The organism is Streptomyces sp. NPDC056231 (genome assembly GCF_048270745.1).
Lineage (GTDB): Bacteria > Actinomycetota > Actinomycetes > Streptomycetales > Streptomycetaceae > Streptomyces.
On record NZ_JBLVKW010000045.1, the window covers coordinates 1 to 13,243 of the forward strand.

Below are 13,243 nucleotides of genomic sequence, written 5' to 3' on the forward strand. Positions count from 1 at the left end.
GGCAGCCGGACAGACCAAGGCGAAGACAGCCCAGCAGGACGTCAGTCAGTGATCGAGTCACGACCACCGGGAACCCGGATACCACTATCACTGTCAGTGATCGCGACTATGGTTCCCGGTCATGGGGTTCTCGGGGTCTTTCATCGTGGCGCGAGCCGGTCGGCCGCTGACGGAGTTGGCGGCGATGCGGGCCTCGGACTATGTGCCGCTCTGGTGGGCGCGTGATGGCGAGTGGCAGATCGTACAAGCGTGCCCTGTCGCAGATCCTGACCCTTCGATCATCAGCGAGACGCGCACTTCTGTCCTGGTCTGTCATGTGATTGACAGCGACTTCGCGACAGTTCAGGCAGCGAGTCCCGATGGCCGGTCATGGCAATGTGCTTTGTCGCCGGAGATGGCGCGGAATTACGGCCTCCCTGGTGAGTGGATCGGTGATTCGGTCGAAGTAGGTGAGCGAGCTGCAGCCTGGGCTCGAGGGGCTGGCCTTCAGCCGGACCCGGTGGCGCTCAGGGCTGCCCTGGTGGCTGAGTGTGATCCGCTGGCGGAGGACTTGGTCTTCGCGCTCGTTCACGCCTTGGGGTTCCGGTTTAGCGACGGGGTCGACCTGGAACCGCCGGCGGTGTGATGGGGGGTCCGTTCGCAAACTGCGCCCTGCCGACTCGCCAACCGAATTGCTCAGACCCGTCGTACGACCTGCTCGTCGGTCAGCAGACTGTCTCCAAGACCTGATCTTGGAGGTGGGCGTGGGACGTCGACCGAGTGTGTTCGTCCGGCCGGTCACGATGGACGAGGGCCGGAGGCTGCAGCGGATCAGCCGGACCGCGAAGGACCCGGTGAAACTCCGCCGGGCGATCGTGGTGCTGATGTCCGCCCAGGGCCAGACGGTCAAGGACATCACCACGCTGATGCAGGTCGGCGAGGACTACGTCCGCGATGTCATCCACGCCTTCAACGAGCGGGGGTTCGACGCGCTGGACCCAAAATGGAGCGGGGGACGCCCCAAGACAATCAGTGACCAGGTACGCGAGCACATCTGCCTGATCGCCCGGACGTCCCCCGCCGACTGGAAGATCACCGCCTTCTCCACCTGGAGCCTGAGCAAGCTCGCCGAGCACCTGGTCAAGCAGAAGGTGGCCGCGGCCATCAGCCGGGAGACCCTGCGCCGGATCCTGCGCGAGGGCAAAGTCTCCTGGAAGACCACCACTACGTGGAAAGCGTCCACCGACCCGGAGTTCATCGCCAAGATGCACCGCATCCTGGCGCTGTACGACACCCCGCCCGCCGACGGGCGGGTGATATGCGTCGACGAGTTCGGACCGCTGAACCTGATGCCCCGCAAGGGCAAGGCGTGGGGGCCGGTGAGGCGTCCGCGCAGGCTGCGGGCCACCTACAACCGCACAAGCGGCGTCAGGCACATGCTCGCTGCCCTCGATCTGGCCACCGGCAAGCTGTACTACCGCATCCGCCCGCGCAAGCGCTGGCGCGAATTCCTCGCCCTCCTCAAGGCCCTGCGCGCCCGCTGGCCCGGGGAGAGGCTGCATGTGGCGCTGGACAACTTCTCCCCGCACAAGCACGCCAAGGTCCGCACCTGGGCGGCCGACAACGACATCGAACTGGTCTTCCTGCCGACCTACGGCTCCTGGCTGAACTGGATCGAGGCCGAGTTCGCAGCCCTGCGCTACTTCGCACTCAACGGCACCGACCATCGCAGCCACGACGAGCAGAACGCGGCCATCGCCGCCTACGTCCGCTGGCGCAATGCCCGCACCGAACCGAAGACCAACTTCGCCCCCGACTCACCCATCCGCTCCTGGACGCATTACCCGGCCAAGGCTGCCTGACGAGCCACTAGCAGCAGGACGGCCGTGCGGAGGTCGATCGGCCCGTTCATGCGGCTGCCCTCCGCCCTTGGGAGCGGATGGCTTGCTGGGCTCGTGCACCTTCGCGAGGCCGCCGCCCAGACGAGCCGAGTCAGCCGCCTTCCGGCACCTCGGACCACCGTGATCGGGACCTGCAGCTGACATGCCCGGCCATAGCGTCCAGCCACCTTTACACATGCCGGAGTGTGTATTCCGCATCGGCATAGGCGCCGCCCTGCAGGCCGCTCGCCGCCGTGTCCCTGTCCGGCGGAATACCCGGCGCATGGACTTCCGCGTCGTCAACGGGCGTGTATCCCAAGGCCGCTCCGGCCTCGATGCCCCAGAACCGGCGGGCATTGGCGGAAACGGCATAGACGGTCTCGAAGTGGATGTCGGGGGCTTGGAGAGCCGCACGGATGAAACCGAGGCAGTCGCGAGGGCTCAGCCATGTCGCCAGGTGACGATGCTCCGTCGGTACGTCTTCGAAGCTCCCGATGCGCAGGCACACCACGGACAGGCCGAACTTGTCCGCATACAGGCGCCCCAGGGCCTCGATCGCAACCTTGCTCACCCCATAGAGACCGTCCGGTCGCGGCGGCATCTCGGGAGTTACGGTCTCCGACGCCGGATAGAAGCCGGTGAGACGGTTGCTGCTGGCGAGCAGCACCCGCCCGACCCCCTGCCGCCGCGCGCCCTCCAGCACGTTATGTGTCCCCAGAACATTGCCATCCAGCAGGTCCGGCAAGGGCGCCTCATCCGGGACCCCGCCCAGATGCACCACTGCATCGGCACCCGCCAAGGCCGCCGTCACAGCCTCGGCGTCACGCAGGTCGAACTGCCGCACCTCCTCGACCGCGTCCTGCACGGCGAGACCAACACGATCAACAAGCACCAAGCGCTCGACTTCACCACGCAAGCCGACCCGCACCGCCGACCCGACTCGCCCGGCCGCACCGGTGACCACCACGGTTCCAAGACTCGTTCCCATGCGGCCACTCTGCCGCACCACCGACAGCCCGACCACGAGGGCCCTGGCCAAAGTTATCTGCATCACGTCCGCGGACCGGGAATCGCACACCTCGCACCACCCCAGAGACGAATCCCCTCTCGGCAACAGCCCCGCTCAATGGCCACACGAGGTCACCCGCACACAGCTTCTGCGGACACAAGGCACACCTACATCACCCATCTGATCGAGGCTGGCTTCGACCCGCTGTTTGTCCAGCACCAGGTCGGCCACGACCATGCGTCCACCACCGCGATTTACACCTGCGTCTCCTCCGACTTGCGCACTCGCACCCTGCGCCGCGTCTTGGACGCCACCGTCGACGTCGCCCTGCGGCCGGGGAGGAGCTCCTGATGCCACGCCAGATCAGCTACCGGTGGCGTCTGCGCGAGCTGATGGCCGCCCGCGGCATGTTCACCGTCACCGAGCTGATGCCCCACCTGTCCGAGCGGGGCATCACACTCTCCGCGTCCCAGGTCCACCGCCTGGTCTCCGGCACCCCCGAACGGCTCTCGATGCCGGTGCTGGCCGCGCTCCTGGCGGCCCGCCGACCCAAGCGGGTCAAGCCTGCACGGACAACGGTGCGTTCGCGTGGGTCATGGTGTGGTCGGGGCTGTGCGGGACGCGTGGTGCCGTGAGCCGGTGACGATGAGTGAGACGTTTTGCCCACCGAAACCGAAGGAGTTGCTGAGCACCGCCTCCTGGGGGACGTCTCGTCGCTCTGCGACGACATCGAGATCGATGTCGGGATCGATGCCGGCCGCGGTGAGGTTGCGGGTCGGCGGGATGACGCCGTGCTCCACACTGAGGACGGCGATGAGTGCTTCGATCGCGCCGGCGGCGCCGAAGAGATGACCGAGCGCGGCCTTGGGGGCTGTCACGGTGGCGTGGCCGAAGACCTCCCCGATCGCGTGTGCCTCCGCGACGTCGCCGACCGGAGTTCCGGTGGCGTGGGCGTTGATGTGACTGATCTGCTCGGGAGCCAAACCGGCCTGCGCGAGGGCCTTCCGCATGGCGGAGATCTGACCGGAGCCGTCGGGAGCGGGCGCCGTGATGTGGTGGGCGTCGGCGGCGATGCCGGCGCCCGCGAGCACGGCGTGGACGCGCGCGCCTCGGGCGCTGGCATGCTCGGCGCTTTCGAGCACCATGACAGCGGCGCCTTCGCTGAGGACGAATCCGCTGCGGTCCGCGGCGAACGGCCGTGACGCTGAGGCGGGTTCGGTGGTGTGCCTCGACAGTGCTTGTGCCTGGGCGAAGCCGGCGACGGTGATCGGGGTGGTTGCGGCCTCGGTCCCGCCCGCGATGACCACGTCCGCCTCGCCGGCACGGATGAGCCTGGCCCCCAGGGCGATCGCCTCGGCACCGGAAGAGCATGCCGAGACGGGCGTGTAGACCCCGGCCCGTGCGCCGTACTCGATACTGATCAGCGCCGCCGCCGCATTGGGCATGAGCATCGGGACCGTGCGTGGCGAGACGCGCCGGGTCCCGGCCGCTTCCAGTACGTCGTCCTCCTTCAGCAGCGTCCCTATGCCGCCGATGCCCGTGCCGATCGCCGAGGCGAGCCGGTCCGGGTCCACCTCCGGGGCACCGGCATCGGCCCAGGCTTCGGCCGCCGCGATGAAGGCCGCCTGCTGCGAGCGGTCGAGCCGCCTGGCCTGTACCGGCAGCAGCAATTCGGCGGGGTCGATCGCCATTGTCCCCGCGACGGTGTCGGGAAGGCCGACGTCCTCGTGGCCGCGCAGGACGCCGCCGCGGATGCCGGACTCGCCGGCAAGCAGGGCGTCCCAGGTGGACGCCACGTCTGCCCCGAGTGGTGTGATCGCGCCGAGTCCGGTTACGACGACTTCAGTCCGGTGCATGCCCCTCCACCTTTCTTGTATGCGATACAAACAACAATCCCTGTTGTATCACATACAATTTTGGTGTGAAGAAGAAGCGAACCGAAGCCCGATCAACGCCGGCCCGTTCGCGTGACCGCGGTCGCGCGACGAGGCGCCGGCTGATCGAGGCAACTGCGCAGCTCTGCAAGGAGCGGCCCGGCGCCGAGATGAGCGTCGCGGAGATCGCGAACGCGGCAGGCGTCTTCCCCAATCAGGTCACCTACCACTTCGGCTCCAAGGACTCACTGCTCGTGCACGCCGCCTTCCTCGGCCTGCTGCACGACGCCCGACGGATTGAGCGCATCGGTCGCCAAGCCCCCGATGCGGCGACATTCCGGCGCAACATCGCCCGCGCCGTACTGGCCATGCCCTCGCTCCCGTCAGTCACGCGAGCACTCGCCGCCGGGATCTCCAAGCCCGAACTCGCCCCCGTGGTCGACCGGCACCTCCAGTTGCTGTTCCGGCAATCCGAGCGCTTCGTGAGCCAGCTCGTCGACAGTCGCGGCTGGACGGCCCGTCGACCGCTCGACGTGGAGGCCAGGACGTTCTGGAGCACCGCGCTCGGCGCAGTGCTGCTCGTCCGCGCCGGGGCACACGGCACTGTCGCCGACCTCGACCTCGCCGGAGCATTGACCATCCACGACGGACCCGATCCCGGTTAGCTCAGTCGAACAGGCCGGGCTCGCCGACGTGGAGCTCCAGCTGCACCCGCCCGCGGGTGACGACGCCGAACGCGTCGCACCACTCCGCCGCGACCACCGCGACCACCGCGACACGCGCGCCACCGCGCAGCGCGAGCGTCGACACCGGGACTGTGCCGTCCGCCGGCAGGCGCTCCGGCAGCCCGAGCCGCGGGAACTGGTCGTCCTGGAAGATGACGATCTCGGTGATCGCCCCGCCGGTGACGCGCACGACGTCGATCGTCAGCGGCAGGTACGCGCCCTCCCGCTTCCGCCAGAGGTAGAAGGCGACGGCGGGCTGCCGATTCACGGAGGTGAGGACGCCGCGCAGGCCCTTCATGCCCTCGAAGCCGCTCTCGACCCAGTCGTTCACCACCGCGTCGCGGCCGACGTACAGGCCCGGCGTGGGCGGCATCGAGCACCGGACGTCGTCCCGCAGCATCGAGGCGAGCGCCGGGACGTCCGTGGCCAGGCTGGCGTCGGTAATCACGGAGTCAGACTGGAGTACTAAGAGGTTGTCTCACGTGGCAAGTTTCGCGAGCTTCTTGTAGCAGGTCAGGGCGGCGGCCATGGCCAGGCCTCGGCTCTGCCGGTCGTTGCGGACCACGTACGGGATCTTGAGACCACGAGCAGCCCATGGCAGGCTCATGCCGCATGATCGATGAATTCGCGAAAGACAACCTGCACGGGAGACTGCGGCGGGACCGCAAGGCGCTGCTCTGGAAACTCGACGGCTTGTCCGAATACGACGCCCGCCGACCTTTGACAGCGACCGGGACCAACCTCCTCGGCCTGGTCAAACACGTGGCCACCGTCGAGGCCAGGTACTTCGGCGAGGTCTTCGACCGCCCGTCCCCGGAACCGCTGCCCCGGTGGCAGGACTCCAACGGCAGCGATCTGTGGGCGACCGAGGACGAGACCCGCGATCAGATCATCGGGTTCTACCGGCGCACGTGGGAACACTCGGACGCGACGATCAACGAGCTTCCCCTCGGCGCCCCCGGCCACGTGCCGTGGTGGCCGGAGCCTTATGCCGACACGAACCTGTTCGCCATCATGGTCCATGTCCTCGGCGAGTCCATCCGGCATGCCGGGCACGCCGATATCCTGCGCGAGGGCCTCGACGGCCGGACCGGGTTGCGCGCCGAACACGAGAAGCAGATCGACGAGGAAGCCCGTGCAGCCTACTGCGCGAAGATCGAGCAGGCCGCCAGGTCGGCCGCACCAATCAAGGCTTAGAGGTTGTCTCACGTGACGTGATGTTCGTGCGGCATGATGCCGGTCGTGGGTGCTGATCTATCGAAGCGTCCGGTTCCTGATGAACTCTGGGAGCTGGCCGCCCCGTGGCTGCCGTCGTTCGCTGCTCGTCCGCAAGGTGGTGGGACCGCTCCGTGTGACGAGCGGGCCGTGTTCACGGCAGTGGTGTACGCGCTGACCAGCGGCTGTGCCTGGCGACATCTGCCGCCGACGTTCGGCACGTCGCCCGCCACCGCGCATCGCCGCTTCACGGTATGGACCGAGGCCGGTCTCTGGCGTCGGCTGCACCGGGCGGTGCTGGACGAACTCGGGGCCCGGGGCGAGGTGGACTGGACCTCGGCGATCGTCGACACGTCCTCCGTTCGCGCCAAAAGCGGGGATCGCTGACCGGGCCGAACCCGGTCGATCGCGGCAAGAAGGGCAGCAAGCTGCACGTGCTGTCCGATGCCCAGGGCATCCCGCTCGCCGTCGCCGTGTCCGGCGCGAACATGCACGACAGCCTCGCCCTCAAGCCGCTCATCCGCGGCATACCCGCCGTCCGGTCCCGCCGGGGACCACGGCGGCGCCGACCGTCAAACTCCGCGCGGACAAGGCGTACTTCTCCGCCGAACACCTGGCCTGGCTGCGCGAGCGCGGGCTCGTCGCGCGCATCGCGCGGCCCGGCATCGAGTCCGGCGAACGCCTCGGTCGGCACCGCTGGAAGATCGAGCGGTCGATCGCCTGGCTCTTCGGCTACCGCCGCCTCACCGTCCGATACGAACGAAAGGGCTCGCACTTCCTCGTCTTCCTCGGCCTGGCCGCCACCCTGACCTGCTACAAGAAGCTCGCGAAACGGTCTGACAGAAGCCTCACCAACGGTGAGTCGATCGTTCCCGAGGTCGTTACGACCTTGAGGGCAATGCGGGAGGGCTTGGTCCGTGACATGAGAAGGGCCGTACGGGTTGGGTAAGTTGTGAAGCTGACCTGGGCCCGTACGGCCTGCTCCCATCCTGCCCTGTGCGGAGTCTCTCGCGCACACTTCGGCGAACTGCTCGAAGAACTCGCACCCAAGTGGGAAGCGACCCGCGAGTCTGCACTGTGTGAGCGACGTGGTGGCGCCCGGCTCAGCGTCTGCGCCTCATCGGCGGCCTGTTCTGCGGCGTCTGCCTCACCTACACCGGCGGCTACGGCGGCCTCGTCCAGAAGTCCCTCGTCCCGCTCTGCAACGAGGTCGGCGCCCAGGTCATCGCCGCCGTCGAAGGCGGTTTCTGACATGCCCGGTCTGACCACCCGCATTGCCGACTGGGCCCACCGCGGTCTGGGCGGCACCGCCGAACGCCTCGCCATCGGGCACCAGGTCCTCATCGCTGCCGCGTCCGATCGACTCGTCCGGCGGCCGGCCCCGCTGAAGCCCGCCGCAGAAGAGGCACCCGCGCCCAGGAAACGGGGCCCGAGGAAGAAGGCCAGGAAGGCGAAGGAAGAACTCGAAAGGGAGAAGGCACCGGGAGAGGAGGAGGTGCCGGGGGGCCGCATCCCGGTCGGCGATCGCATCGACTGCCACCGCACCGAGGGGTGGTCGGACATGGATTCCATCGAGCGCTGGGTCACCGCCGTGATCGTCGCTATGGTGCTCGTGTTCCTCGCCTATCAAGGTTTCTGACCGCCGGGGGAGAGGCGGCCCCGTAGAGCGCCACAAGGCTCGCAGGGCCGCGCGCAGCAAATAGCTGTATGCAGCCTTTTGCGCTTGCTCCAGCGGCCCCCCGCACGCTCCCCGCCGTAGACTTATCAGGGAGCTTGAGCCTTGCCAGACGTCCAGTTCGGGCGGGCCGCGCGAGATTGATCCCGCCAAGGGTGGCGGGATTGGAGTTTCCCACGGCTCCGGCCATCGCGGGCTCTCTCCAATGAGCGGAAGCCTCTGCCTCGCTTTGTGAGCGGTGGAATCCCCTCAGGAAGGACGTGGGCCAGATGAGCCATCTTGTGAGCCAGGTGCCCATCGGTGACATCACAGTGGCCGCTTCGGCTGTGCGCTGGATTTTCCCCCTCGGCATAGCAGTGGCCGTAGTCGCTGTTCTGCTTGGCCTCCTCTGGTGGGACGCGCGCCGTCGGTCTCGGGCACGACAGCAGGGACTGCGAGCCGAGCGGTCCCCTCGAAGCCAGCGGCCTTTGAGGGCTGCAGATGATTTCGGGGAAGGTCTCAGCCCATATGAGATCAATCGGCCCTCTTCGCTAAGGAACGTACGCAAGGGTGACAACGGTGGGGCTTTTGGCAGTGGAGGACCCGGTGGCTGACCGGTCGGCGACATCGGCGGCACTTGCCGAGATCATCGCGCGGTCAAGATCTACTTTCGATACACGTCACGCCGCTTCGTACCGGTGGGCCCGTCCGCCGCGCCATTCGATCCAGTGCGCGTCGTCGAGGAGATCCCAGGCGTCTTCGAGGCCCACCCGCCTCTGGCGCCTCCAGCGAGGGGCAAATTCTCGTGTGGGGAACAGCGGCTTTCGTGTTCGGTGCGCCTGTGGGACTCGTGGGGAACGTAGCGCGAACGCCCGGAGTTGATGGCCTTCTGTTCCGCCTGCTTGTTCCATTGATCGCCTCCTTCGACGCCACTCAGCGATTGAGCACAGAGGCGGATTCACAGGGTCCGATTTTCGCCATGACCTGGAACGTAATTCGCGTCGCAGCATGCGTCGTCGTGGCCGCCTGGTGGACAAAGCGCCCGGTCTGCGGTTGGCGGGTGGCCAGGACGAGCCCGGACGCCAGGCCGACGGCGTGAAGAGTGACAGCCCTTAGGTGTGGGTGTGTTCGGCCGTGGTGCCGTACGTGCTTTGCGGCAGGTGCAGTGTGAGGTCGAGGCTCTGATCGGCGTCCGGGCGGGCCATCTCCCGGTGCTGGGTGAACCACGAGATCGGCGGGGTGTCGCCGAATGCGGCGAGAGGGCGGAGCAGGTGCCGACTCAGGATCTCGTCGTAGTGGCGCGGGTGGGCGTGGAGCTGGCCGTGGAGGGCGGCGCCAGCCCGGGAAGGTGCCGCCCGGGTGCAGCTGGTGTGGCGGGGTGTGGCCGGGGCGCATTGGCGTTCTCGGGCTGAGGAAGGCCCAGGGAGAGCCGTATCTCGCGCGCCCTTCCGATCCAGCCTTGTACGTCGCCGGCGGGGACCTCGCGCAGATCCAGGCGCCGGGCGTTGTCGAGGGCGGTGCGCAGTACGCGGCGGTGGACCGGATGGGTCAGGTCCAGTGGAAGGCGCTGGCCGTACTCGATCACGGCGAGGTAGTTCGGGACGCGGAGGCGGTCTTGCCACCTCAAGATCGCGGAGGAGGTTGGTCAGGTCTCCGAGGCCGTCACCGGCGCCCTCGGCGCCAACCCTCGTAAGGGCGACAGCCACGGCTGGTCGGACGTCGAGAAGGAGTTGAGCGACGTCCTTGTGAGCGCTGCGGTGGCCCTGGCCACGATCAGCCCGGACCCGGAGAAGGCGCTCGCCGAGGGCGTCCAGGGCCCACCGGCTCGCCTCGACCTGGACCGACCAGGACTTGGCCGCCGCGTAGAAGGGCCTGCACAGCTTGAGGCTGTGCAGGCCCTTCTTTCGGTCCCCGGATTTGCTGTCGCACAGCTGTTCAGCCGTGCGTCTCCCGGTCTCCCGAGTGGGAGAGAAGTGGGAGGCGATCATGACGCATGGATGCGTGAAATCGTCAGAATGCGCTGGATGGTGCTAGGTGCGGCGACTCGGTCAACCGGTGGACTCGCCCGCGTGCGGGCTCAGAACCCCCGCGCTGACCAGGATGAAGAGCAGAATGCCCAGAATGATCCGGTAGATGACGAACGGCATGAAGCTCTTGGTCGTGATGAACTTCATGAACCAGGCGATGACCGCGTATCCGACGCCGAAGGCGATGAACGTCGCGAAGATCGTCGGCCCCCACGACACATGCCCCTCGCCCGCGTCCTTCAGTTCGAAGACACCCGAGGCGAGCACCGCCGGGATCGCGAGCAGGAACGAGTAGCGGGCCGCGGCCTCGCGGGTGTAGCCCATCAGCAGGCCGCCGCTGATCGTGGCGCCCGAGCGGGAGACGCCGGGGATCAGTGCCATCGCCTGGCAGAAGCCGAAGATCAGGCCGTCCTTGACGCCGAGTTCCTTGAGGGACTTGCGCTCCCGGATAGCCCGGTGCTTGCCACCCACCTCGTCGCGGGCGGCGAGGCGGTCGGCGATGCCGAGGACGATGCCCATCACGATCAGCGTGGTGGCGATGAGTCGCAGGTCGCGGAACGGGCCCTCGACCTGGTCCTTGAGGGTCACGCCGAGGACGCCGATCGGGATGGAGCCGACGATGACGAGCCAGCCCATCTGCGCGTCGTGGTCGCCGCGCATCGACCGGTTGGTCAGCGAGCGGAACCAGGCCGAGACGATCCGGACGATGTCCTTCCGGAAGTAGATGAGGACTGCGGCCTCCGTGCCGATCTGGGTGATGGCAGTGAAGGCCGCCCCCGGGTCTTGCCAGCCGGCGAACGCTGCGGTGAGCCGCAGATGCGCGCTGGAGGAGATCGGCAGGAACTCGGTCAGTCCCTGAACGAGGCCCAGGACGAACGATTCGAACCAGCTCATGGGGCTTTGGCCATCCCGGAAGTGATCGTGCATCGGTCGACGGCCTTCAGAGCCGTCGACAGCGTGCGGATTGCGGTCAATATGAGGGACGGGCCACGTCGGGCCCGTGATCGTCTGTGGTGCGCGGGCAGCGTATCGCCCTTGGGTGAACAGGGGTACGACTGCCCCCGCACCCATCGCGAACCGCCGGTGATGTCAGGGGGGAACTGGACCGCAGACCGGCTCACAGGCTCAGTCCCTGGCGAGGCGGTGCCGCTTGCGCCAGGCGACGACGGCCGCACCGACGCCCGTCAGCACGATGAAGCCCATCGCCGCCAGGAACGCGGGCGATGTCGGGGACGAGGCCTCGCTGCCCGCGATGACGTAGGCGGCGGTGTTCGGAATCGAGCCGAGCCCGGTGGCCACGAGGAAGGGCGAATACCCCATCCGTGAGACCGCGGCGCAGTAGTTGGCAGCGGCGAACGGAACCCCCGGGAAGAGCCGCAGCGCCAGCATCGAACGGAAGCCGTGCCGGCTCAGCTGCCCGTCCGCAGCCGTCAGCCAGCGCCCGCGCACCAGCGTACGGAGCGCGTCCTGCCCCAGTACCCTGCCCAGCCCGAACGAGATGCCCGCGCCGAGCACCGTGCCCGCCAGGGCGGCTGCCAGACCGGCCTGCGACCCGAACAGCGCACCCGCGGCGAGGTTGAGCAGCGGCCGAGGCACGAATGCCACAGTGGACAGGCCGTACGCGAGGCCGAACAGCAGGACCGCTGCGCCGCCACCGCTCAGCTGCGACGGCCAGCCATGGGCCAGGAGGCGCTGCGGATCGAGAAGCAGCGTGGTCGCCGCGGCGGCCAGCAGCATGGCCACGAGCAGCGAGAACCGGGACCAGGGCGAGAGCAGCGCCCTCGTACAGCGCACGGCGAGGCCGGTGGCGGGCCGGGCGGCGGGGACGGGGTCGAGCATTCGGGGAGAGTAACCGACATCTCCTTCTGATCGCCGTAATGTGCACCGTATGAGCACCGCAGCCGATGCCGCTCCCGACGTGCCGCCGAGCGAGCTCGCCGACACCGTGCTGGCGCGTCTGACGCTCCTCTACCCCACGGCCGCCGATCGTGGGCGGGCCGCCTCCGCCGCCGCGTACATGAAGCACGTCGCCCCGTTCCTCGGCATCCCCACCCCGCAGCGCCGGTCCCTGTCACGTACGGTCCTGGACGGCACCGGGCGTCCCGACGAGGTGGACTGCGCGGCTGTCGCCCTGCGCTGCTGGCAGCTGCCCGAGCGGGAGTACCAGTACTTCGCCGCCGACTATCTGCGCCGCCACGTGCCCCGTTGCTCCTCCCGGTTCCTGCCCGTCGTACGGCACCTCGTCTCCACCGTCCCCTGGTGGGACACCGTCGATGTGCTCTCCGCCCATGTCGCAGGACCGCTCGTCGCCGCCGACCCGGAGCTGAAGACGGTGATGGACGAGTGGATCGAGGACGACAACCTGTGGATCGCCCGCACCGCCCTGTTGCACCAGCTGCGCTACCGGGACGCCACCGACACCGAACGGCTCTTCGGCTACTGCCTGCGCCGGGCGGATCATCCCGACTTCTTCATCCGCAAGGCGATCGGCTGGTGTCTGCGCGAGTACGCCAAGACCGATCCGCGTGCTGTCAGGGGCTTCGTCGACAGCGCCCGGGACCGGCTCTCGCCGCTGTCCGTACGCGAAGCCATGAAGCACCTCTGAGGCACGTCGGCGCCGAACCCCCTTTCCGGGCCCGCTGGAAAACCATTCGACGGGGCCGCGGCCGTCGGCCATGATCGGACCCATGTTCCGGTACGCCTTCCTCGCAGCGCAGTCCGCAGTCGCGGACGCGCCGAAGGCTGCCGTCATCCCTTCCTTCCTCGCTCCTGCCGCAATCACCGTGGCGGCAGCCGCAGTCGACGCAGCAGCGTTCAGCGCTGCCGCAGCGCCCATCGGCGGCGCCCGAAGCTGACCCTCCCCCGACAGTCCGGCGGACC

15 protein-coding genes and 1 pseudogene are annotated in these 13,243 nt (G+C 68.2%); 9 read left to right on the top strand and 7 right to left on the bottom strand.

All coding sequences use genetic code 11. The annotated features are described in order from the left end of the window. Positions 1 to 743: 743 nt before the first annotated feature. Positions 744 to 1,841 carry an IS630 family transposase gene (locus ACNPQM_RS28260; protein ID WP_418086182.1) on the top strand — a complete coding sequence of 366 codons (1,098 nt, stop codon included), beginning with the start codon at positions 744 to 746 and terminating at the stop codon, positions 1,839 to 1,841. Between the two features lie 208 nt (positions 1,842 to 2,049). Here the strand turns inward: ACNPQM_RS28260 and ACNPQM_RS28265 are convergent, their stop codons facing one another. Continuing rightward, complete coding sequence (locus tag ACNPQM_RS28265) at positions 2,050 to 2,847, bottom strand: NAD-dependent epimerase/dehydratase family protein (RefSeq protein ID WP_418086183.1); 798 nt, start codon at positions 2,845 to 2,847, stop codon at positions 2,050 to 2,052. A gap of 138 nt (positions 2,848 to 2,985) precedes the next feature. On the opposite strand from ACNPQM_RS28265, the gene ACNPQM_RS28270 reads away from it, so the two are divergent. Both ACNPQM_RS28270 and ACNPQM_RS28275 read left to right on the top strand, forming a co-directional pair. Further along, positions 2,986 to 3,219, top strand: a complete 234-nt coding sequence (locus ACNPQM_RS28270) for a tyrosine-type recombinase/integrase (RefSeq protein WP_418086184.1) — start codon at positions 2,986 to 2,988, stop codon at positions 3,217 to 3,219. Beyond that, positions 3,219 to 3,503, top strand: a complete 285-nt coding sequence (locus ACNPQM_RS28275) for a helix-turn-helix domain-containing protein (RefSeq protein WP_418086185.1) — start codon at positions 3,219 to 3,221, stop codon at positions 3,501 to 3,503. Before ACNPQM_RS28270 ends, ACNPQM_RS28275 begins: the two co-directional genes overlap by 1 nt. Here the strand turns inward: ACNPQM_RS28275 and ACNPQM_RS28280 are convergent. Further along, positions 3,462 to 4,724, bottom strand: coding sequence for a beta-ketoacyl-[acyl-carrier-protein] synthase family protein (locus ACNPQM_RS28280; RefSeq protein ID WP_418086186.1), 1,263 nt, complete (start codon positions 4,722 to 4,724; stop codon positions 3,462 to 3,464). The genes ACNPQM_RS28275 and ACNPQM_RS28280 overlap by 42 nt on opposite strands. 65 nt (positions 4,725 to 4,789) lie before the next feature. Here ACNPQM_RS28280 and ACNPQM_RS28285 point away from each other — a divergent pair, with 65 nt between their 5' ends. Continuing rightward, positions 4,790 to 5,407 (top strand): TetR/AcrR family transcriptional regulator C-terminal domain-containing protein, encoded by a 618-nt coding sequence (locus tag ACNPQM_RS28285; RefSeq protein ID WP_418086187.1) that lies wholly within the window; start codon positions 4,790 to 4,792, stop codon positions 5,405 to 5,407. A 1-nt stretch (position 5,408) separates the two neighbouring features. On the opposite strand, the gene ACNPQM_RS28290 is transcribed toward ACNPQM_RS28285, so the two are convergent. Together ACNPQM_RS28290 and ACNPQM_RS28295 are read right to left on the bottom strand one after the other, a co-directional pair. Then, on the bottom strand, positions 5,409 to 5,915 hold the full coding sequence (locus tag ACNPQM_RS28290) for a hypothetical protein (RefSeq protein ID WP_418086188.1): 507 nt from the start codon (positions 5,913 to 5,915) through the stop codon (positions 5,409 to 5,411). Between the two features lie 30 nt (positions 5,916 to 5,945). Beyond that, on the bottom strand, positions 5,946 to 6,074 hold the full coding sequence (locus tag ACNPQM_RS28295; protein WP_281066960.1) for a hypothetical protein: 129 nt from the start codon (positions 6,072 to 6,074) through the stop codon (positions 5,946 to 5,948). Positions 6,075 to 6,079: 5 nt separating this feature from the next. Between ACNPQM_RS28295 and ACNPQM_RS28300 the strand changes: the two genes are divergently transcribed. From ACNPQM_RS28300 to ACNPQM_RS28310, 3 genes and pseudogenes are all read left to right on the top strand, one after another. Further along, positions 6,080 to 6,664 carry a DinB family protein gene (locus ACNPQM_RS28300; protein WP_358856181.1) on the top strand — a complete coding sequence of 195 codons (585 nt, stop codon included), beginning with the start codon at positions 6,080 to 6,082 and terminating at the stop codon, positions 6,662 to 6,664. Between the two features lie 45 nt (positions 6,665 to 6,709). Further along, positions 6,710 to 7,514, top strand: a pseudogene (locus ACNPQM_RS28305) (IS5 family transposase); the annotation flags it as partial. Between the two features lie 420 nt (positions 7,515 to 7,934). Beyond that, on the top strand, positions 7,935 to 8,321 hold the full coding sequence (locus ACNPQM_RS28310) for a hypothetical protein (protein ID WP_418086189.1): 387 nt from the start codon (positions 7,935 to 7,937) through the stop codon (positions 8,319 to 8,321). 1,294 nt (positions 8,322 to 9,615) lie between these two features. On the opposite strand, the gene ACNPQM_RS28315 is transcribed toward ACNPQM_RS28310, so the two are convergent. The 3 genes from ACNPQM_RS28315 to ACNPQM_RS28325 form a co-directional block, all read right to left on the bottom strand. Continuing rightward, positions 9,616 to 9,963 (bottom strand): hypothetical protein, encoded by a 348-nt coding sequence (locus ACNPQM_RS28315; protein ID WP_418086190.1) that lies wholly within the window; start codon positions 9,961 to 9,963, stop codon positions 9,616 to 9,618. A gap of 421 nt (positions 9,964 to 10,384) precedes the next feature. Beyond that, positions 10,385 to 11,257 carry an undecaprenyl-diphosphate phosphatase gene (locus ACNPQM_RS28320; RefSeq protein WP_358856178.1) on the bottom strand — a complete coding sequence of 291 codons (873 nt, stop codon included), beginning with the start codon at positions 11,255 to 11,257 and terminating at the stop codon, positions 10,385 to 10,387. Positions 11,258 to 11,488: 231 nt separating this feature from the next. Continuing rightward, positions 11,489 to 12,202, bottom strand: a complete 714-nt coding sequence (locus ACNPQM_RS28325; RefSeq protein WP_418086191.1) for a TVP38/TMEM64 family protein — start codon at positions 12,200 to 12,202, stop codon at positions 11,489 to 11,491. Positions 12,203 to 12,251: 49 nt separating this feature from the next. Here ACNPQM_RS28325 and ACNPQM_RS28330 point away from each other — a divergent pair, with 49 nt between their 5' ends. After that, positions 12,252 to 12,968, top strand: a complete 717-nt coding sequence (locus tag ACNPQM_RS28330; RefSeq protein ID WP_418086192.1) for a DNA alkylation repair protein — start codon at positions 12,252 to 12,254, stop codon at positions 12,966 to 12,968. Between the two features lie 82 nt (positions 12,969 to 13,050). After that, positions 13,051 to 13,218, top strand: coding sequence for a hypothetical protein (locus ACNPQM_RS28335; RefSeq protein ID WP_358856175.1), 168 nt, complete (start codon positions 13,051 to 13,053; stop codon positions 13,216 to 13,218). The last annotated feature ends 25 nt before the right edge of the window (positions 13,219 to 13,243 follow it).

Excerpts from the sequence above, each read along its gene's own strand:
- ACNPQM_RS28325 (WP_418086191.1), bottom strand. The coding sequence starts at position 12,202 with ATGCTCGACCCCGTCCCCGCCGCCCGGCCCGCCACCGGCCTCGCCGTG.
- ACNPQM_RS28270 (WP_418086184.1), top strand. The coding sequence starts at position 2,986 with ATGGCCACACGAGGTCACCCGCACACAGCTTCTGCGGACACAAGGCAC.
- ACNPQM_RS28330 (WP_418086192.1), top strand. The coding sequence starts at position 12,252 with ATGAGCACCGCAGCCGATGCCGCTCCCGACGTGCCGCCGAGCGAGCTC.
- ACNPQM_RS28310 (WP_418086189.1), top strand. The coding sequence starts at position 7,935 with ATGCCCGGTCTGACCACCCGCATTGCCGACTGGGCCCACCGCGGTCTG.
- ACNPQM_RS28275 (WP_418086185.1), top strand. The coding sequence starts at position 3,219 with ATGCCACGCCAGATCAGCTACCGGTGGCGTCTGCGCGAGCTGATGGCC.
- ACNPQM_RS28320 (WP_358856178.1), bottom strand. The coding sequence starts at position 11,257 with ATGAGCTGGTTCGAATCGTTCGTCCTGGGCCTCGTTCAGGGACTGACC.
- ACNPQM_RS28265 (WP_418086183.1), bottom strand. The coding sequence starts at position 2,847 with ATGGGAACGAGTCTTGGAACCGTGGTGGTCACCGGTGCGGCCGGGCGA.
- ACNPQM_RS28280 (WP_418086186.1), bottom strand. The coding sequence starts at position 4,724 with ATGCACCGGACTGAAGTCGTCGTAACCGGACTCGGCGCGATCACACCA.
- ACNPQM_RS28300 (WP_358856181.1), top strand. The coding sequence starts at position 6,080 with ATGATCGATGAATTCGCGAAAGACAACCTGCACGGGAGACTGCGGCGG.
- ACNPQM_RS28335 (WP_358856175.1), top strand. The coding sequence starts at position 13,051 with ATGTTCCGGTACGCCTTCCTCGCAGCGCAGTCCGCAGTCGCGGACGCG.
- ACNPQM_RS28295 (WP_281066960.1), bottom strand. The coding sequence starts at position 6,074 with ATGAGCCTGCCATGGGCTGCTCGTGGTCTCAAGATCCCGTACGTGGTC.